The 17,858-nt window shown below is 73.6% G+C and carries 18 protein-coding genes; 15 read left to right on the top strand and 3 right to left on the bottom strand.

The window, feature by feature from the left end; all coding sequences use genetic code 11:
- Positions 1-236: 236 nt before the first annotated feature.
- A complete protein-coding gene (locus ACWGN5_RS32965) occupies positions 237-707 on the top strand; it encodes an ATP-binding protein (protein WP_453522087.1) in 471 nt (156 codons plus the stop codon).
- Positions 708-771: 64 nt separating this feature from the next.
- The gene (locus ACWGN5_RS32960; protein WP_453522086.1) at positions 772-1,098 is read left to right on the top strand and encodes a plasmid stabilization protein; all 327 of its coding nucleotides are present in this window, start codon (positions 772-774) and stop codon (positions 1,096-1,098) included.
- Here the strand turns inward: ACWGN5_RS32960 and ACWGN5_RS32955 are convergent.
- Together ACWGN5_RS32955 and ACWGN5_RS32950 are read right to left on the bottom strand one after the other, a co-directional pair.
- Entirely contained in the window at positions 1,092-2,447 is a 1,356-nt protein-coding gene (locus ACWGN5_RS32955; protein ID WP_453522085.1) for a carboxyl transferase domain-containing protein, read from the bottom strand. The two genes, ACWGN5_RS32960 and ACWGN5_RS32955, sit on opposite strands and share 7 nt — an antisense overlap.
- A 182-nt stretch (positions 2,448-2,629) precedes the next feature.
- Positions 2,630-3,088: a Crp/Fnr family transcriptional regulator gene (locus tag ACWGN5_RS32950; RefSeq protein ID WP_453522084.1), complete on the bottom strand. Its 459-nt coding sequence runs from the start codon at positions 3,086-3,088 to the stop codon at positions 2,630-2,632.
- Positions 3,089-3,304: 216 nt separating this feature from the next.
- Here ACWGN5_RS32950 and ACWGN5_RS32945 point away from each other — a divergent pair, with 216 nt between their 5' ends.
- Genes ACWGN5_RS32945 through ACWGN5_RS32925 form a run of 5 tightly spaced genes read left to right on the top strand, consistent with a single transcriptional unit; the run spans position 3,305 to position 8,154 of the window.
- The gene (locus ACWGN5_RS32945; RefSeq protein ID WP_453522083.1) at positions 3,305-4,060 is read left to right on the top strand and encodes an amino acid ABC transporter ATP-binding protein; all 756 of its coding nucleotides are present in this window, start codon (positions 3,305-3,307) and stop codon (positions 4,058-4,060) included.
- Between the two features lie 27 nt (positions 4,061-4,087).
- The gene (locus ACWGN5_RS32940; RefSeq protein ID WP_453522082.1) at positions 4,088-4,930 is read left to right on the top strand and encodes a glutamate ABC transporter substrate-binding protein; all 843 of its coding nucleotides are present in this window, start codon (positions 4,088-4,090) and stop codon (positions 4,928-4,930) included.
- Between the two features lie 10 nt (positions 4,931-4,940).
- Entirely contained in the window at positions 4,941-5,606 is a 666-nt protein-coding gene (locus ACWGN5_RS32935; protein WP_453522081.1) for an amino acid ABC transporter permease, read from the top strand.
- Entirely contained in the window at positions 5,603-6,505 is a 903-nt protein-coding gene (locus ACWGN5_RS32930; protein ID WP_453522080.1) for an amino acid ABC transporter permease, read from the top strand. The genes ACWGN5_RS32935 and ACWGN5_RS32930 overlap by 4 nt, the downstream gene beginning before the upstream one ends.
- Positions 6,506-6,561: 56 nt before the next feature.
- Positions 6,562-8,154, top strand: a complete 1,593-nt coding sequence (locus ACWGN5_RS32925) for a molybdopterin-dependent oxidoreductase (protein ID WP_453522079.1) — start codon at positions 6,562-6,564, stop codon at positions 8,152-8,154.
- A gap of 16 nt (positions 8,155-8,170) precedes the next feature.
- Here the strand turns inward: ACWGN5_RS32925 and ACWGN5_RS32920 are convergent, their stop codons facing one another.
- On the bottom strand, positions 8,171-9,394 hold the full coding sequence (locus ACWGN5_RS32920; protein ID WP_453522078.1) for a GNAT family N-acetyltransferase: 1,224 nt from the start codon (positions 9,392-9,394) through the stop codon (positions 8,171-8,173).
- 161 nt (positions 9,395-9,555) lie between these two features.
- On the opposite strand from ACWGN5_RS32920, the gene ACWGN5_RS32915 reads away from it, so the two are divergent.
- The 8 genes from ACWGN5_RS32915 (at position 9,556) to ACWGN5_RS32880 (ending at position 17,857) form a co-directional block, all read left to right on the top strand.
- Positions 9,556-11,649 (top strand): ATP-binding protein, encoded by a 2,094-nt coding sequence (locus tag ACWGN5_RS32915; protein WP_453522077.1) that lies wholly within the window; start codon positions 9,556-9,558, stop codon positions 11,647-11,649.
- Between the two features lie 105 nt (positions 11,650-11,754).
- The gene (locus tag ACWGN5_RS32910; RefSeq protein WP_453522076.1) at positions 11,755-12,906 is read left to right on the top strand and encodes a sulfite oxidase; all 1,152 of its coding nucleotides are present in this window, start codon (positions 11,755-11,757) and stop codon (positions 12,904-12,906) included.
- Between the two features lie 76 nt (positions 12,907-12,982).
- Positions 12,983-13,813 carry an ammonia-dependent NAD(+) synthetase gene (gene nadE, locus ACWGN5_RS32905; RefSeq protein WP_453522075.1) on the top strand — a complete coding sequence of 277 codons (831 nt, stop codon included), beginning with the start codon at positions 12,983-12,985 and terminating at the stop codon, positions 13,811-13,813.
- Between the two features lie 71 nt (positions 13,814-13,884).
- Positions 13,885-14,274 (top strand): VOC family protein, encoded by a 390-nt coding sequence (locus ACWGN5_RS32900; RefSeq protein ID WP_453522074.1) that lies wholly within the window; start codon positions 13,885-13,887, stop codon positions 14,272-14,274.
- Positions 14,275-14,364: 90 nt separating this feature from the next.
- Positions 14,365-14,871, top strand: coding sequence for an RDD family protein (locus ACWGN5_RS32895; protein WP_453522090.1), 507 nt, complete (start codon positions 14,365-14,367; stop codon positions 14,869-14,871).
- Positions 14,872-14,962: 91 nt separating this feature from the next.
- Positions 14,963-16,234 (top strand): SGNH/GDSL hydrolase family protein, encoded by a 1,272-nt coding sequence (locus tag ACWGN5_RS32890; RefSeq protein ID WP_453522073.1) that lies wholly within the window; start codon positions 14,963-14,965, stop codon positions 16,232-16,234.
- Between the two features lie 271 nt (positions 16,235-16,505).
- Positions 16,506-17,186 (top strand): ABC transporter permease, encoded by a 681-nt coding sequence (locus tag ACWGN5_RS32885; protein WP_453522072.1) that lies wholly within the window; start codon positions 16,506-16,508, stop codon positions 17,184-17,186.
- Positions 17,183-17,857, top strand: coding sequence for an ABC transporter permease (locus ACWGN5_RS32880; RefSeq protein WP_453522071.1), 675 nt, complete (start codon positions 17,183-17,185; stop codon positions 17,855-17,857). Before ACWGN5_RS32885 ends, ACWGN5_RS32880 begins: the two co-directional genes overlap by 4 nt.
- Position 17,858 lies beyond the last annotated feature (1 nt).

The following is a 17,858-nucleotide window of genomic DNA, read 5'->3' as shown; positions in this document are numbered from 1 at the left end:
ACAACGGACGGCGCCCTTGCCGGCGCCAGAGGCTTACGCGCCTGGACCCGCACCCCGGGTGACGGCGCCGTCGAGGTGCGGGTCCAGGCGCGGAACGCGGAGGCGCCGCTGGGCGCGCCGTCCCGTGTGCCCACCCGTCCCGCCCCGGCGGGACGATTGCCCACACGGGGGTGGACCGGGGCGCCGCTCGTCGAATGGGGCCGCGTGTCCGAGACTGGGTGGGAGGAGGTGGGCGAGTGGACGGTGGTGACGACGGCGACGCCACGCCCCCGCACCAGGTCCGCAGGCTCGTGCTGCACGGGACCCGCGGGGTCGTCTCGCGCTGCCGTGACTTCACGGCGAAGGCCCTGACCGACTGGGGGTGGCTCCCGGCGGACGGCGAGGAGGCGGAGGAGCGCGTCGAGGACGTCCTGCTGCTGGTGTCGGAGGTCGTCACCAACGCCTGTCTGCACGCCGGAGGTCCGGAGGAGTTCGTCCTGCGGCACGGGGGCGGCCGGCTGCGCGTGGAGGTGTCGGACGCCAGCCCGGAGCATCCGCGCGTCCGGACGGCCCGGTCCGCGGCGCTGCCCGGCGGGCACGGGCTGATGGTCCTGGACCGGCTGGCCGGCGACTGGGGAAGCCGCGACAAGGGCCCGGGGGCCGTGGGCAAGGTGGTGTGGCTGGAGATCAGCGGCCCGCCGGGAAGGGCGACGGGGCGGCCGGATTAGATCGCACCGGGGCGGGCAGCCGCCGCACGTGGGGGCAGTCGTCTCCGACGGAGAGGAGCGGATCATGCCGCGCGGATCGAACGCCAAGCGGGAGCGCCAGTACGAGCACATCAAGGAGAGCGCTCTGGACCGGGGCGAGAGCAGGAAGCGGGCGGAGGAGATCGCCGCGCGCACCGTGAACAAGGAGCGGGCGCGGTCCGGCGAGTCGAAGACCGCGAGCAAGAGCTCGACGCAGGACATGTCGTCCTCGCGTCGTGGCGGGAAGCGCTCGCACAGCGGCTCGGAGGGGCCCACGTACGACCAGCTGTACGCCGAGGCCCAGCGCCGCAACATCCACGGCCGTTCCTCGATGGACAAGGCCGAGCTGAAGCGGGCCCTGGGCGGTCACTGAGACCCTTCGGGCGCTCCTTCCACGACCCCCAGGACGACACCCAGGTCCACGAGGTCCTGGGGGCGCAGGCGGAGTCGGTCGGCCGTCGTCGCGGACTCGTCGGGGGCCTGTTTGAGGATCGCGGTGGCCAGTTCGGGCGCGATCACCGAGAAGTAACCGTCGGGCGTGGCCCAGGTGTTGCCCGGGGCGGCGAGGGCGAGCGCACCGCCCGAACCGCCTTCGCCGATGAGCAGCGAGGTGAGCGGGGTGCGCGCGGCGGCGACGGCGCCGAACAGCTCGGCGATGGCCGGGCCCGCGCCCGCGCGTTCCGCCTCCGGGTCGTTCGCCGCGCCCGGGGTGTCGATCAGGGTGAGCACCGGGATGCCGAGGCGGTCGGCGAGACGGACGAGGCGGGCCGCCGTGCGGAAGCCCGCCGGGCGGGTCGCGGTGCCGCACTGCGCCGCGTAGGCGACGGTACGGCCGCCGGGCAGCCGCCCGAAGCCGCACCGCATGCCCGGGTCGACGCCCCCGCAGCGGTCACCGGAGATCTCCTCGCGCAGGGTGAAGTGGGCGTCGAGGTACGCCTCGGCCCGCGGCCGGTCGGGGTGCCGGGCCCGCGCCACCGCCTCCCGGCCGCTCGCGGCGGGCGGCACGCCCGGGTCGCCGAGCGCGTACGGCGGCGGCACCGGGCCCTCGGCAGGGCGGACGAGCAGCGACAGCCAGCGTCCGAGGGTCTCGCGCAGCGCGGCGGGCGGCACGATCGCGTCGAGGTGACCGTGGGCCAGCTGCGCCTCGGCGGTGTACGCCGCCGGGTCCGCGTCCGGCGGCCGTACGCGGGAGCCGGCGAAACCGACCTGCGCGCCCGGCAGGGCCAGGACGACATCGGAGCCGGCGCCGAGCGTGGCCCAGCCGCCGCCCGTCGTCGGATCGCGCAGGACCGCGATCTGCGGCAGCCCCGCCGCCCGGGTCAGCTCGGACTCGCGTGCCAGGTACTGGAGTTGGAGGAGGGCGCGCATGCCCTCGTGCATCCGGCTGCCGCCGGTGGCCGGCAGAACGACCACGGGCAGTCGGCGGGCCCGGGCCAGGGCGTGGGCGGCGGCGGCCCGCGCACCCGTCCGCTCCCCGAGGGACCCGCCGAGGAAGCGGAACTCGAAGGAGATCAGTACCGCCTCCACCCCGCCCACCACGGCCGTGCCGCAGACCACCGACTCGGTCTCGCCGGTGCGCTCGGCGGCACGCGCGTGCGCGGCCGAGTAGCCGGGCCAGCCGATGGGTCCTTCGCCGGTCAGCGGGCCTTCCGCGAAGGGGAGTTCGGTGAAGTCGTCGGTGACGAGGGCGATCGCCTCGCGTGCCGTCGTCGGGTCGCTCATGCGGGCCTCGCCGCTCCTCGCCGGAGTGTGCGTACGGGATGGTGCGGTGCTGCACCTCCACCGTACCGCCCGGTAGCCCCCTCCCGCCCGGGTCGAAGGCCGCCCGGGACGAAGGCCGGCCGGCGGGAGATCCTCGCCGGCCGGCCTTCGTGCCGTGCCGAAAAAGACAGGTGTGGTGCCGGTCAGGCCAGGATGCCGCTCCCGTGCGGTGCGTACAGGTCCAGGAGCCGGACCCGGGTCACATGGAGACGGTGGGCGAGGATCGCCCCCACCCAGAACATGACCGAGGCGCCGAACTCCGTGTCGGAGCGGCACATCGACCGGACGGCCGGGGCGTCGAACTCGTACGCCCGCACCGGCGTCATCGCCTCGGCCCCCGACTGGCACAGATACGGCGGGAACATCCAGGAAAGACCGACCAGCTCGCCGTGGCGCAGGGTCTCGATCACGGGCGCCCCCCGGCCCGGCACCTTCGCGTCCAGGGTCACCGCGCCCGTCTTCACGATCCAGAACCGGTCGGCGTGCTGCTGCTCCTCGAACAGGCGGTGGCCGGACTCGAAGTACACGTCCTCCGCGAAGGCCATCAGGCGCTCCCGGTGCTCCGGGGGCAACGTGCTGACCTTGGGCGCGGCTCTCGTCATGGCGGACCCTCCTCGCACACTCGACTCCCACCCCCAGTGTGGGCCCGCCCGCCCCCACGTGCAGGGTCCCGACCGGCCGACCGGGTGCCGGAGCGCAGGGTGGTCCCGGCACCACCCTCCGTACACCCTTCGTCCGGAGTGCGCGCGCCGGGCCGAGGGCGGAGCATGAACGTGAGGAGGGAGCGGCAAGCGGGGGGCGTGACCCTGGAGGGTGCCATGCCCGTCCCGGACGGTGGCGACCAGCTCGTCGTGTTGCGCGGGGTCGACAAGCACTTCGGCCCCCTGCACGTCCTCCAGTCCATCGACCTCACGATCCACCGCGGCGAGGTCGTCGTCGTCATCGGGCCCTCGGGCTCGGGGAAGTCGACGCTGTGCCGGGCGATCAACCGCCTGGAGACCATCGACGCGGGCGAGATCGTCGTCGACGGGCGGCCGTTGCCCGCGGAAGGGCGCGAACTGGCGGCCCTGCGGGCCGATGTGGGCATGGTCTTCCAGTCCTTCAACCTCTTCGCGCACAAGACCGTCCTCGACAACGTGACCCTCGGGCAGATCAAGGTCCGCAAGAAGGACCGGAAGAAGGCCGAGGAGAGGGCCCGCGCCCTTCTCGACCGGGTCGGCGTCGCCTCCCAGGCGGACAAGTACCCCGCCCAGCTCTCCGGGGGCCAGCAGCAGCGCGTGGCGATCGCCCGCGCCCTCGCCATGGAACCGAAGGTGATGCTCTTCGACGAGCCGACCTCCGCGCTCGACCCCGAGATGATCAACGAGGTCCTGGAGGTCATGCAGCAACTGGCCCGGGACGGCATGACGATGGTGGTCGTCACCCACGAGATGGGCTTCGCCCGCTCCGCCGCCAACCGCGTGGTCTTCATGGCCGACGGCCGGATCGTCGAGGAGACCTCCCCGGACGAGTTCTTCAGCAACCCGCGCAGCGAGCGCGCCAAGGACTTCCTGTCCAAGATCCTCCACCACTGACCTGTTCAGCCCTCAGAGGTGATCCTCATGAACACGCTCAGGACCAGCAGGGCCACCGTCGCCGCCGCCGCGGCCGTCGTGCTCTCCTTCACCTCCGCCGGATTCGCGAACGGCGCGGCCGGCGCGCACCGCGACAACGGCGACAAGATCACCGTCGGCATCAAATACGACCAGCCCGGCATCGGCCTGAAGACCCCCGACGGCAAGTACACCGGCTTCGACGTCGACGTGGCGACGTACATCGCCAAGCAGCTCGGCCACGACCCGAAGGACATCGTCTGGAAGGAGGCCAAGAGCGCCGACCGGGAGACCCTGCTCCAGCGCGGCGACGTGGACTTCATCGCGGCCTCGTACTCGATCAACCCCAAGCGGGCCGAGAAGGTCGACTTCGCGGGCCCGTACCTCCTGGCCCACCAGGACGTGCTGATCCGGGCCGATGACGACTCGATCAAGAAGCCGTCCGACCTGAACAACAAGAAGCTCTGCTCGGTCACCGGCTCGACCTCCGCACAGAACGTCAAGGACAAGATCGCCCCCGACGCCCAGCTCCAGGAGTACGGCGGCTACTCCGAGTGCCTGACCGGACTGGAGAACGGCGTCATCGACGCCGTCACCACCGACGACTCGATCCTCGCCGGATACGCCGCGCAGCCCGAGTTCAAGGGCAAGTTCAAGCTCGGCGGCTTCAAGATGAGCAACGAGAACTACGGCATTGGCGTCCAGAAGGGCAGCGAGCTCAAGGCCAAGATCAACGCGGCCCTGGAGAAGATGGTCGCCGACGGCTCGTGGCAGGCGGCGGTCGACAAGAACTTCGGTCCGGCCGGTTACAAGAACGAGCCGGCCCCGAAGATCGGCGTCGTCGTCCAGTGAGCAGGCAGCCGTGTTCGACTTCCTCGAAGGGTACGACCTGCTCGGAGCCTTCTGGGTGACGGTGCAGCTCACCGTCTACTCCGCGATCGGCTCCCTCGTCTGGGGGACGCTGCTGGCCGCGATGCGCGTCAGCCCCGTCCCCCTCATGCGGGGCTTCGGCACCGCCTACGTCAACATCGTCCGCAACATCCCCCTCACCGTCATCATCGTCTTCACCTCGCTCGGCCTCTTCCAGACCCTCGGGGTCAGCCTCGGCGCCGACAAGTTCACCACCATCAACTTCCGGCTCGCCATCCTCGGCCTCACCGCCTACACCAGCGCCTTCGTCTGCGAGGCCCTCCGCTCCGGCATCAACACCGTCCCCCTCGGACAGGTCGAGGCCGCCCGCGCCATCGGCCTCAACTTCCCGCAGGTCCTGCGCCTCATCGTGCTCCCGCAGGCCTTCCGCTCCGTCGTCGGCCCCCTCGCCAACGTCCTCATCGCCCTCACCAAGAACACCACCGTGGCCGCCACCATCGGCGTCGCCGAAGCGGCCCTGCTGATGCGGGAGATGATCGAGAACGAGGCCCAGCTCATCCTCATCTCCGCGATCTTCGCCGTCGGCTTCCTCTGCCTCACCCTGCCCACCGGCCTCCTGCTCGGCTGGGTGGCCAAGAAGGTGGCGGTGAAGCGGTGAAGACCAAGCCCACCGTCCTCTACGACGTCCCCGGCCCGCGCGCCCGACGCCGCAACCTCCTCTGGACGCTGCTGTTCCTGATCGCGCTCGCCGCCGTCGTGTGGTGGGTCGTGGCGAGCCTCGCCGCCAAGAACCAGCTCGAATGGTCCAAGTGGGCGCCCTTCTTCACCGACGCCCGCGTCTGGGAGACGTACATCCTGCCCGCCCTGAAGAACACCGTGATCGCCGCCGCACTGGCCATGGTCATCGCCCTGCCCCTGGGCGCGCTCCTCGGCATCTTCCGGCTCTCCGACCACCGCACCGTCCGCGCCGTGGCCGGCACCGTCGTCGAGTTCTTCCGGGCGATCCCCGTCCTGATCCTGATGCTCTTCGCGAACGCCGCCTACGCCGAGTTCACCGACATCAGCCCGGACACCCGGCCCCTGTACGCCGTCGTCACCGGCCTCGTCCTCTACAACGCCTCCGTGCTCGCCGAGGTCGTCCGCGCCGGCATCCTGGCCCTCCCCGCCGGTCAGACCGACGCGGCCAAGGCCATCGGCATGCGCAAGGGCCAGACCATGATGTACGTCCTGCTGCCGCAGTCCGTCACCGCCATGCTGCCCGCCCTCGTCAGTCAGCTCGTCGTCATCGTCAAGGACACCGCCCTCGGCGGCGCGATGCTCGGCTTCTCCGAACTCCTCGCCTCCGTACGCCCGATGAGCGCCAACTACGGCGCCAACACCATCGCCTGCTTCACCGTCGTCGCCGTCATCTTCGTCGCCCTCAACTTCGCCCTCACCACCTTCGCCTCCTGGCTCGAACGCCGGCTGCGGCGCGGCAAGAAGTCCACCGGAGCGGTCGTCGGCGTCGAGGCGGTGGAGGACCTGGCGGTACCCGGGGAGCACCCGGAGACACGCTGAGACCCATACGGGTGACACCGCCCGACCGCGGGGTCCGTCGTGCCGAAACACCCACCATGAACGACGCCATCAGGACCCCGCGCGACCCGCACCACGAATCCACCCGCACCGACCGACTCCTCGCCGCGCTCGGCGGACTGGTCTCGGCCTACGTCTCCCTGGCCGTCGCGGACCTCGTCTCCTTCTGGGTGCGCCCCGAGGCCGGCCCCGTCGCGGCCGTCGGCGGCGCCGTCGTCGACCGCACCCCGGCGGCCGTCAAGGAGTGGGCGATCCGGGTCTTCGGCGAGAGCGACAAGACCGTCCTCCAGCTCGGCATCCTGCTCCTCCTCGCCGTGCTCGCCCTCGCCGTCGGGCTGCTCGCCCTGCGCCACCGGCTGCTCGGCACGGCGGCCGTCGCCGCCTTCGGCGTCCTCGGGGCCCTCGCCGCGGTCACCCGTCCCGACTCCACGTCGGCCATGGACGCCGTGCCGTCCCTCGTCGGAGCCGCCGCCGGCGCCCTCCTCCTGTACGTCCTGATCGGCCGGCTCCTCACCCCGAGGCCCGGAACCGCTCAGGCGGACCGGCGCGGCTTCCTGATCGTCGCCGCCACCACCGGCCTCGCCGCGACCGGAGCCGCCGCCTTCGCCCGCTCCGTCGGCACCCCCGTACAGGAGAACGCCGCCGCCTCCCGCGCGGCGCTGCGCCTGCCCCGGCCCGCCTCGCCCGCACCGGCCGTGCCCGCCGGAGCGCAGCTCGACGTCCCCGGCATCAGCTCCTTCGTCACCCCCAACCGCGACTTCTACCGCGTCGACACGGCGCTCATCGTGCCCAAGGTCGACGCCGACCGCTGGCACCTCCGCATCCACGGCAGCGGAGTCCGCGAGGAACGCACCCTGACCCTGCGGGAGCTGATGGCCCGGCCGGTGGTGGAACGGGACATCACCCTGAACTGCGTCTCCAACCCGGTCGGCGGCCCGTACGCCGGCAACGCCCGCTGGCTCGGCGTCCGCCTCGCCGACCTGCTCCGCGAGGCCGGCGTCCGCCCGCCCTCCGAGGGCGGCCCCGCCGACCAGCTGGTCGCCCGCTCCGTCGACGGCATGACCATCGGCACCCCCGTCGAGACGGTCATGGACGGCCGCGACGCCCTCCTCGCCTTCGGGATGAACGGCGAACCCCTGCCCTTCAGCCACGGCTTCCCCGTCCGCATGCTCGTCCCCGGCCTGTACGGCTACGTCTCCGCCTGCAAGTGGATCGAGTCGATCGAGCTCACCACCTTCGCCGCGTACGACGCCTACTGGGTGCCCCGCGGCTGGGCGGCCCAGGCCCCCGTCAAGACGCAGTCCCGCATCGACACCCCGCGCGGCCTCTCCCGCCCCGCCGCCGGCACCGTGATGATCGCCGGGGTCGCCTGGGCCCAGCACCGCGGCATCCGCCGGGTGGAGGTACGGATCGACGACGGCCCCTGGCAGGACGCCAGGCTCGCCGCCGTCGACAGCAGCGACACCTGGCGCCAGTGGGTCCACCCCTGGGCCGCCACCCCCGGCCGCCACACCCTCACCGTCCGCGCCACCGACGGCACCGGCACCACCCAGCCGGAACACCGCACCGACACCATGCCCGACGGCGCCCAGGGGTGGCACTCGGTCGAGGTGACGGTCAAGGGAGGGTGAACACCTCACCCCACGGTCAGAACCAGTGCAGACAGTGCGGGGCGCCCTCCCCGCGGAACAGCGCGTCGGCGAGCGCGGCCGCCCCCGGCCGGTGGGCCCGGATGTGCCCCGCGCGCACGAGGGTGCTCGGGGCGGTGCCGCCGAGGTAGACCGCGCCCAGGTCCCGCACGTCCAGGGACAGGTCCGGCTCCCGGTCCGTCGGGGCGCAGTCGGCCTTGCCGTCCCGGACGGTCAGCAGATAGCGGCCGTGCTCGCCGAGGAACGGGTCGTCCACGTCGAGGACCAGCTCGCCGTCCGTGAACCAGCCGCGTGCCGTCAGCGCCCCCGGGATGTCGAGCAGCCGCACCCACAGCCAGTCGGTGTGGTTGCTCACCTCGCCCGCGCGGAAGTCCTCGAACTGCCAGCGCAGCGGGTGCTCCGGCGGGAAGTGCTTGTAGACGACCTTGGCGACGAGGTCGTGTTCGAGCGCGAACCGGGCCAGCGCCGTGAAGACGGCGTCGTCGGCGGCGATCGTCTCGTCGACCGTGAGGGTGCCCTCGCCGATCGTGTAGCTGGCGTACCCGTCCGGGACGCCGTCGGCGTCCCGGTGGACGGCGACGTACCGCGGTGCGGGAGAGATCGGCGGCTGCCCCGCGCGCAGCTCCCACCACCGGTGCGGCCGGGACAGCGCACCGGGCTGCGTACGGCGGTAGCGGTCGTACACCGCCTCCAGGATCTCCCCGCACCCGGACCGTCGCAGGACCTCGATCGAGCCGGCCGCCGCCGGGGCGCGGCCCTTCCCGAGCGCCCGGGCCGCGGCCGGGGCGGCCCGCCCGGTCGGCACGGTGAGCCGCTGCGTGTACGTCGCGGGCCCGTAGCCGAACCGGCCGTAGATCGTGGCCTCGGAGGCCAGGAGCACGGAGAGGAACTCGCCCCTGGACCGGAGCTCCTTCAGCTGGTGGCGCATCATCGCGGTCAGCGTGCCCCGGCGCCGGTGCGAGGGCAGCACGGTCACGGCCGTCACCCCGCCGACCGGGACGAGGACGTCACCGGGCAGCGTCAGCTCGAAGGAGTACGCGCCCGCGGTCCCGACGGCCCGCCCGTCCTCCGTCAGGGCCAGCACGCCCCGGTCCATCTCGTACGCCGCCCAGAGGACCCCGCCGCCGTCCTCGTCGGGCGTGCTGGGGAAGAGCCCGAACGCGGTGTGGACCGTGTCGACGAAGACGCCGAGGTCCTGGTCGGTGGTGGGACGGATCTCCATCGGTACTGCTGCCTCCCCGAGCAAGGGCGTCACGGCTTGTGACGCGCCGCCACAGTCCAGCGCCACCCTCGGGCCGGGTCAACCGAATTACGCCCGGTCGCAGCGGCGCGACCGGATCGACCGCATAACGAACCGGTTCCGCGGGTCCGTTCGGGACGGTCATGGGGGAGACTGCTCCCGTGCGTGGACATCTGCCGGACGAGAACCCCGGTTTCGTGGGACGCCGCACGGAACTGGAGCGCGTGTCCGCCGCGTTGGCGGAACACCGCCTCGTCACCGTGACCGGCGTCGGGGGAGTCGGGAAGACCCGGCTCGCGCTGCGCGCCGCGCACCGCGCCGCCGACGGACACCCGGACGGCGCCTGGTGGACCGACCTCGGCCAGCTCGACGGCGACCGGCTCCTCGTCGCGCTCGTCGCCGACTCCGTCGACCTCGCCGACCACACCCCCGGCATGGCCACCACCGGACTCTGCCGCCGGCTCGCCGACGACCGGCTGTTGCTCGTCCTCGACTCCTGCGAGCACCTCGCCGAACCCTGCGCGCGGCTCGTCACCGAACTCCTCGCCGCCGCCCCCGGACTCACCGTCCTCGCCACCAGCCGTCGCCCCCTCGGCGTCGCAGGGGAACAGGTCGTCGCCCTCGACCCGCTGCCGCCCGCCGGCGGCGACGCCCTCGAACTGCTCCGCCGCGCCGCCGGGGAGGACTTCCCCGCCGCCGGGCCCGCCGGCGAGATCTGCGTACGCCTCGAAGGCATCCCGCTCGCCCTGGAACTCGCCGCCGCGCAGATCCGCCTGCAAGGCGCCGAAGCCGTCCGCGACCAGCTCGGCACCCGCCTCGACGCCCCGCCGGAAGCCCGCTTCGACCTGCTCGCCCACCCCGAGCGGGTCTGGCCCAGCCGCCACCGGACCCTGCGCGCCGCCATCGGCTGGAGCCACGAGCTGAGCACCTCCCTCGAACGCCTCCTATGGGCCCGGCTCTCCGTCTTCCGCGGCCCCTTCGACCTCGCCTCCGCGACCGCCGTGTGCTCCGGCGGCCCCCTGGACGGCACGACCCTGCCCGAGGCGCTCGACGGACTCGTCCGCTCCTCCGTGGTCCGCCCGCCGGACGCCGCAGGCCGGTTCCGCATGCTCGACACCATCCGCGAGTACGGGGCGACCTGGCTGGACCGGACCGGCGGGACCGGAACGGTCGCCGACCGGCACGCCGCCCACTTCCGGGCCCTGGCCCGCCGGGCCGAGACCGAATGGCACGGCGCCCGCCAGCTCCGCTGGTACCGGACCGTCGACGCCCACCACACCGACCTGCGCACCGCCCTCGACCGGCTGCTGCGCACCGACCCCGACGCCGCCCTCGACCTCATCGGCTCCGTCGCCTTCGCCTGGTCCTGCCGCGGCCGCCTCCGCGAGGCCCGCGACGGCCTCGAACAGGCCCTGCTCCTCGCCGGGGCCCGCGGCCGCGTCCGGGCCCGCGCCCTGTGGGCGCTCGGCGTCACCCTGGTCCTCCAGGGCGAGTTCGGCCCCGCCCAGGACGTCAGCGAGCGCTGCGCCCGCGAGGCCAGATACACGGAGTACACCGAGCACCCCTCGTACGAGACGACTCCGGGCCCCGGCGACCTCACCCTCGACGCCGCCGCCCTCGCCGGGCTCCTCGCCCTGACCACCGGCCGGCCCATGGCCGCGTACGTCGTCGTGGGCCACGTCCTCGACGCCGCCCCCGGCGGCCCCGCCGACTCGGCCGCCCGGCTGCGCTGCCACCTCGTCCGGGTCTTCGCCCTCACCGGCCTCGGCCGGCTCGCCGAGGCCCGGGAACGGGCGCTGCGCCTCCGCGCCCTCTGCGAAGAGCTCGACGAACACTGGACCCGCACCGCGCTCGAGTACCAGCTCGCGCTCACCGGCCTCCTGGAGGGCGACCCGGCGGCCGCCTCCGGCCACGCCCGCGCCATGCTGGAAGGCACCCGAGGCCTCGGCGCGAGCCTCGGCGTCGCCCTCGGCCTCGACGTCCTCGCCACCGCCCTCGCGGCCGCCGGGGACGGCGAGCGGGCGGCCGACGTGAGCGGGACGGGCGAGGCGTACTGGCGCTCCACCGGCCAGCCCCGGCGCGGCCTGCCCGGACTGCGCGCCCTGCACGAGAAGTACACCGACACGGCTCGCGCCACGATCGGCGAACCCGCCTACGAGGAGATCTTCGTCCGCGCCCTCACCGGCCTCCCGCAGGACGGCCTCGACCGGGCCCTGCGCGGCCCCCGGCAGGCCTGAGAGAACCCGCTCGCCCCCGGGCCCGACGAGCCGGACCCGGCCGCGCGGGCGCGGACCGACCGGGCCCGACGTGCCGCCCCCCTCGCCCGGGCGGACGATGAGGGCATGGACGGATCCCTGAGTGGTCTGAGCGACATCAGCACACCGGGGCGCGTCGCCGGCCCCGACGAGGGCGTCACCCCGCACGAGCTCGCCCTCGCCGCCCGCAACCACGGACTGCCCCTGGAGGCCCTGCGGTACGACGTCACCCCGCCCGGACTCCACTACGTCCTCGTGCACTACGACATCCCCGCCACCGACGCCGACAACTGGCGGCTCACCGTCGGCGGCCGGGTCCTGCGCCCGCTCGACCTCGACCTGGCGGCGCTCCGCGACCGGCCCGCCGTCACCCGCCGGGTCACCCTGGAATGCGCCGGGAACGGCCGGGCCCTGCTCGCGCCCCGCCCCGTCAGCCAGCCCTGGCTGGTGGAGGCCGTGGGGACCGCCGACTGGACCGGCGTCCCGCTGGCCGCGCTCCTCGCGGAGGCCGGCATCGCCGAGGACGCGGCCGAGGCGGTGTTCACCGGCGCCGACCACGGCGTCGAGCGGGGCGTCGAGCAGGACTACCGGCGCAGCCTGCCCCTGGAGACGGCCGCCGACCCGGCCAGGGACGTCCTCGTCGCCTACGCGATGAACGGCGCCCCGCTGCCGCCGCAGCACGGCAGCCCGCTCCGGCTCGTCGTCCCCGGCTGGTACGGCATGGCGCACGTGAAGTGGCTCCACGACATCACGCTCGGCGACGCCCCGTACACCGGCTTCCAGCAGAGCGTCGCCTACCGCCTGCGCCGGGAGGCCGACGAACCGGGGGAGCCCGTCACCCTCATCGCGCCCCGGGCCCTGATGGTGCCGCCGGGCTTCCCGGACTTCATGTCCCGCACCCGCGTCGTCCGCCCCGGGCCCGTGGCGCTCGCCGGGCGCGCCTGGTCCGGGCACGGCCCGGTCACCCGCGTCGAGGTCAGCGAGGACGGCGGGGCGGCCTGGACCGACGCCGAGGTCGCACGGGACCCCGCGCACCCCTGGGCCTGGTCCGCCTGGCGCGCCACCTGGACGGCGACGCCGGGACGGCGCCACCTGACCGTGCGGGCCACCGACGCCGAGGGGAACGTCCAGCCCCTCACCGCGCCGTGGAACCGCGGCGGCTTCGCCAACAACCTCGTCCAGCGGGTCGAGGTGCTGTGCACCCCGGAGGCGTCCGTCGCCGGGTCGGGCGACGCGTAGAGTCGACCCCGGTGCACCCCCGTACACCTCGGGTGACTCCCGTGCGCCGTCGACCGACCCCGACGAGGAGACCTTCGTGACCGACCCGGCGTCCACCGCCCTCCAGCTGCAGATCGCCCGGGACCTCCAGGTCGCCGAGACCTTCGACCCGAAGGCGGAGATCGAGCGCCGGGTGGCCTTCCTCACCGAGCACCTCACCTCCAGCGGGCTCCGCTCCCTCGTCCTCGGCATCAGCGGCGGCGTCGACTCCACCACCGCCGGCCGGCTCTGCCAGCTCGCCGTGGAGCGGGCCCGGGCCGCCGGCCACGACGCCACCTTCTACGCGATGCGCCTGCCGTACGGCGTCCAGGCCGACGAGCAGGACGCGCAGACCGCCCTCGGCTTCATCCGCGCCGACCGGGTCCTCACCGTGGACGTCAAGGCGGCCAGCGACGCGGCCCTGGAGGCCTGCCTCGCGGGCGGGACGACCTTCCGGGACGCCCACCACCAGGACTTCGTGCAGGGCAACATCAAGGCCCGGCAGCGGATGATCGCCCAGTACGCCGTCGCAGGCGCCCACGACGGCCTCGTCGTCGGCACCGACCACGCCGCCGAGGCCGTCTCCGGCTTCTTCACCAAGTTCGGCGACGGCGCCGCCGACGTCGTCCCGCTGACCGGCCTCACCAAGCGGCGGGTCCGCGCGATCGCCGACGAGCTGGGCGCCCCGGCCTCGCTGGTGTGGAAGACCCCCACGGCCGACCTGGAGACCCTCGACCCGGGCAAGGCCGACGAGGACGCGCTGGGCGTCACCTACGACGACATCGACGACTTCCTGGAGGGGAAGCCGGTCGCGGAGTCCGCGTACGCCACCATCGTCCGCCGCTACGAGCTCACCGAGCACAAGCGGCAGCTGCCGATCGCCCCCTGAGGACGGCGGGGCGGAGTCGGAGGATCCTGGAAGGGGCGCCCGGGCACCGGGCCCCCGGAAGGGAGCACGACATGTTCGGCGAGACCAAGGCGTACAGCTCCTTCTCGGTCGACGACCTCGACGCCGCCCGCGGCTTCTACGGCGACGTCCTCGGCCTGAGGGTGGAGGAGACCGGCGGCCCGGAGGGGATGCGGATGCTGGACCTCATCCTGCCCGGCGGGGCGCGGGTCTTCGTCTACCCCAAGGAGAACCACACCCCCGCCTCCTTCACGATCCTCAACTTCGAGGTCGACGACATCGACCGGGCCGTCGACGAGCTGGTGGGACGCGGGGCGACGTTCCAGCGCTACCCCGGCTTCGAGGCCGACGAGAAGGGCATCGTGCGCGACACCCACGGCCCCGCCATCGCCTGGTTCACGGACCCGGCCGGCAACGTCATCGCGGTCCTCTCGACCGGCTGACCGGACACCCCGCGGGCCACCGCCGGCCGACCTCCGGGTTACTGTGCACGCCGATCCGATCGGACCAGCGGCCAGGAGAACCACGTGACGATGACCTCAGGGACCGACCTCGGCCCCCTGCCGTCTTTGGGTCCAGCCCCGAAACTTCGTCCGACTCCGGGTGCTCCGGCCGGCCTCATGCGTCGCTGTGCCGCGGTCGCCGTCGACCTTCCCCTCGCCGTGGCAGTCGTTCTGGGCCCACTTCTCACACTGGACCCGATACTCGAGGCCCTCGCCGTCACGGGTGACCCGGCGCGAACCGCCTGGCGTACCGCGGCCTTCGTATGGCTCCTCGCCTTCGTGCTGGGCTATTCCCCGGTGTGCGTCTCACGCTGGGGCGGCACTCCGGGCAAGCGCCTGATGGGGATCGAAGTCATCCGCGCGAGCGACGGCGCCCGGCTCGGCTACGGCCCGGCAGTGGTCAGGCATGTCACGAATCTGGTGGCCAACGCCGTACCCGTGCTCCTGGTCGCCAACGTGTCCTCGATCACCCTCAGCCCGAATCGTCTGGGCGTTCACGACAAGACGGTCGGCAGTCGGGTGATCCACCGCAGGTGAGGGCTCGCCCCACCTCGCCCGCCGCGCGTTCCGCACCAGGTGCGTGCGGCACGTCGTGTCACATTCAGGCGGCGCGGGGCGTCATAGCGGCATGACTGCCAAGAAGATCTTCGTGTCCGTCCCGCTGGCCGCCGTCCTCATGACCGCCGCCGCGCCCGCCGGTGCCACGACCACCGACTCGTCCGCGTTCACCCCCTGGCGCAGCGCCTGGGCCACCGCCCCGCAGGCCCCCACCCACACCGACTGGTACCCCAACTGGTCCGAGGCGGGGTTCGACAACCAGTCCGTGCGGCAGGTGATCCGCGTCGGCGCGGAGGGCTCGGCGCTGCGCATCCGGCTCTCCAACGTGTACGGGACGGCCCCGCTCCGCCTGACCGGCGCGACCGTCGCCCGCAGTGCCGGCGGCGCGGCCGTGCGGGCCGACTCGGTGCGGAAGGTCCGGTTCGGCGGGGCGGACGGGGTGACCGTCCCGGCGGGCGGGCAGCTGTCGAGCGACGCGGTGGCCCTGCCCGTACGGGCCCTGGAACAGCTCACCGTGACCCTGCACTTCCGGGGGCGCACCGGCCCGGCGACCTTCCACAACTTCGCCGACACCCTGACGTACCGGGCGTCCGGGGACCATCTGCGGGACGCGGCGGGCGAGGCGTTCGCCGAGCCGCCGAGCCTGTCCTGGTACTACCTGGCCGGGGTGGACGTGAAGCCGGTGGAGTCGCCGGGCCGCGGCCGTGACGCGGTCGTCGCCTTCGGCGACTCCCTCACGGACGGCGTCGGCTCGACCTTCGGCGCCGACCGCCGCTACCCCGACGCGCTGGCCGACCGTCTCGTCGCCGACGGCCGCACGCGGCCCGTGCTCAACCTGGGCATCGGCGGCAACAAGGTCCTCAACGACTCCCCGTGCTTCGGCGAGAGCGCCCTCTCCCGGTTCCGGCGCGACGTGCTCGGCCGCCCCGACGTGCGCACGGTCATCCTCCTGCAGGGCACCAACGACATCGTCCTGCCCGACGGCCCCCAGGACCGCTGCACCACCCCCAGCCCCGTCGTCACGTCCGCCGAGATCGTCGCCGGCCACCGGCAGCTCATCCGCGAGGCCCACGCCCGCGGCGTGAAGGTCATCGGAGCCACCCTCCCGCCCTACCAGGGGTACGCGTACTGGACCGAGCGCGGCGACCGCGTCCGCAACGAGGTCAACCAGTGGATCCGCACGAGCGGCGCGTACGACGGCGTCGTCGACTTCGACGGCGTGGTGGCGGACCCGGAGCACCCCGAGCGGATCCGGGCGGAGTACGTCTCCGGCGACCTGATCCACCTGAAGGACGCCGGCTACAAGGCGATGGCCGACGCGGTCGACCTGAACTCGCTCTAGGCCCTGTCTTTCGGATCATGCCGGGCTCGCGGTGCCTGGCACGCACGCTCGCCGCGTTGTCGTCAGTCGCCAACTCCCCCAGCTACCGCTGGGAGGTGCCCCCACCGCGTTGACTCCCTCCTCCGCCTTGCGATCGCACGCACCAGGCACCGCTCCCTGATCCGGCCTGATCCGAAAGACAGGCCCGCCGACCTTCCCCCGCGCACCCGGGTCGGCCCCCGAACGGCCCGGCCGGGGTGCGCGGGGGCCGGCCACCGCCTCGAATGGGAGGGTGACCGCGCCGCCCGACGACTGCCTCGCCCGCAACGAGTGGATCTGCGGCGACTACCTCTCCACCCGGCGCGAGATCCTCGGCGACGCCGTCGTCCAGCACCTCCAGCTGACCGGCGCCGCGATCGCCCTCGCCGTGCTGCTCGCGCTGCCCCTCGCGGTCGCGGCGCGCCGCTGGCGGTGGGCGGCCGGGCCCGTCCTCGGGCTCACCACCCTCCTGTACACGATCCCGGCGCTCGCGATGTTCTCGCTGCTGCTGCCGCTGTACGGGCTGTCCGCCGCCCTCGTGGTCGCCGGGCTCGTCCTGTACTCCCTGACCCTGCTCGTACGGAACGTCCTCGCCGGACTCCGCGCCGTCCCCGAGGAGACCCGGCAGGCCGCGCGCGGCCTCGGCTACGGGCCGATCCGGCTGCTCCTCGCCGTCGAACTGCCCCTCGCGCTGCCCGCCGCCATGGCCGGCCTGCGCATCGCCACCGTCTCCGCCGTCTCCCTCGTCACCATCGGCGCGATCGTCGGCCACGGCGGCCTCGGCAACCTGATCTTCGCGGGCATGAACACCTACTTCAAGGCCCAGGTCCTCACCGCCTCCGTGCTCTGCGTCGTCATCGCCGTCGCCGCCGACCTGCTCCTCCTCGGCGCGCAACGGCTGCTCACCCCCTGGACCCGGGGAGGGGCCGCGTGACCGCCCTCGCCGACGCGTGGTCCTGGCTCGCCACCGCCACGAACTGGTCCGGTGAGAACGGCGTGTGGCACCGGCTCGGCGAGCACCTCCTCCTCACCGTCGTCTGCCTCGCCCTCAGCTGCCTGATCGCCCTGCCCGTCGCCCTCGTCCTCGGCCACCTCGGCAAGGGCGGCGCGCTCGCCGTGAACCTCGCCAACGCCGGCCGGGCCGTCCCCACCTTCGCCGTCCTCGTCCTGCTCCTGCTCGGCCCGCTCGGCCCGTACGGGCAGTGGCCGACGATCATCGCCCTGGTCCTGTTCGCCGTGCCCCCGCTCCTCACCAACGCGTACGTCGGGATGCGGGGCGTCGACGCCGACGTCGTACGGGCCGCCCGGGGCATGGGCATGACGGGCCGCCAGACCCTGGTCCGGGTCGAGCTGCCGCTGGCCCTGCCGATGATCCTCACCGGCGTACGGATCGCCGCCGTCCAGCTCGTCGCCACCGCGACCGTGGCCGCGCTCGCGGGCGGCGGCGGGCTCGGCCGGATCATCACCGCCGGATTCAACCTCGCGTCCACCCCGCAGGTCGTCGCAGGAGCCCTCCTCGTCGCCGTGCTCGCCCTCCTCGTCGAAGGTGTCTTCGAAGGCGTCCAGCGCGTCGGCCCGTCGCGACCGCGGGGGAGGGGCGGGTGAC

This window comes from Streptomyces sp. NPDC055815 (genome assembly GCF_053616475.1).
The sequence above is the reverse complement of the archived record's forward strand: the minus strand, read 5'-3'. Positions and strand labels throughout refer to the sequence as shown.

Excerpts from the sequence above, each read along its gene's own strand:
- ACWGN5_RS32960 (WP_453522086.1), top strand. The coding sequence starts at position 772 with ATGCCGCGCGGATCGAACGCCAAGCGGGAGCGCCAGTACGAGCACATC.
- ACWGN5_RS32955 (WP_453522085.1), bottom strand. The coding sequence starts at position 2,447 with ATGAGCGACCCGACGACGGCACGCGAGGCGATCGCCCTCGTCACCGAC.
- ACWGN5_RS32950 (WP_453522084.1), bottom strand. The coding sequence starts at position 3,088 with ATGACGAGAGCCGCGCCCAAGGTCAGCACGTTGCCCCCGGAGCACCGG.
- ACWGN5_RS32945 (WP_453522083.1), top strand. The coding sequence starts at position 3,305 with ATGCCCGTCCCGGACGGTGGCGACCAGCTCGTCGTGTTGCGCGGGGTC.
- ACWGN5_RS32940 (WP_453522082.1), top strand. The coding sequence starts at position 4,088 with ATGAACACGCTCAGGACCAGCAGGGCCACCGTCGCCGCCGCCGCGGCC.
- ACWGN5_RS32925 (WP_453522079.1), top strand. The coding sequence starts at position 6,562 with ATGAACGACGCCATCAGGACCCCGCGCGACCCGCACCACGAATCCACC.
- ACWGN5_RS32920 (WP_453522078.1), bottom strand. The coding sequence starts at position 9,394 with ATGGAGATCCGTCCCACCACCGACCAGGACCTCGGCGTCTTCGTCGAC.
- ACWGN5_RS32915 (WP_453522077.1), top strand. The coding sequence starts at position 9,556 with ATGGGGGAGACTGCTCCCGTGCGTGGACATCTGCCGGACGAGAACCCC.
- ACWGN5_RS32910 (WP_453522076.1), top strand. The coding sequence starts at position 11,755 with ATGGACGGATCCCTGAGTGGTCTGAGCGACATCAGCACACCGGGGCGC.
- ACWGN5_RS32900 (WP_453522074.1), top strand. The coding sequence starts at position 13,885 with ATGTTCGGCGAGACCAAGGCGTACAGCTCCTTCTCGGTCGACGACCTC.
- ACWGN5_RS32895 (WP_453522090.1), top strand. The coding sequence starts at position 14,365 with ATGACCTCAGGGACCGACCTCGGCCCCCTGCCGTCTTTGGGTCCAGCC.
- ACWGN5_RS32890 (WP_453522073.1), top strand. The coding sequence starts at position 14,963 with ATGACTGCCAAGAAGATCTTCGTGTCCGTCCCGCTGGCCGCCGTCCTC.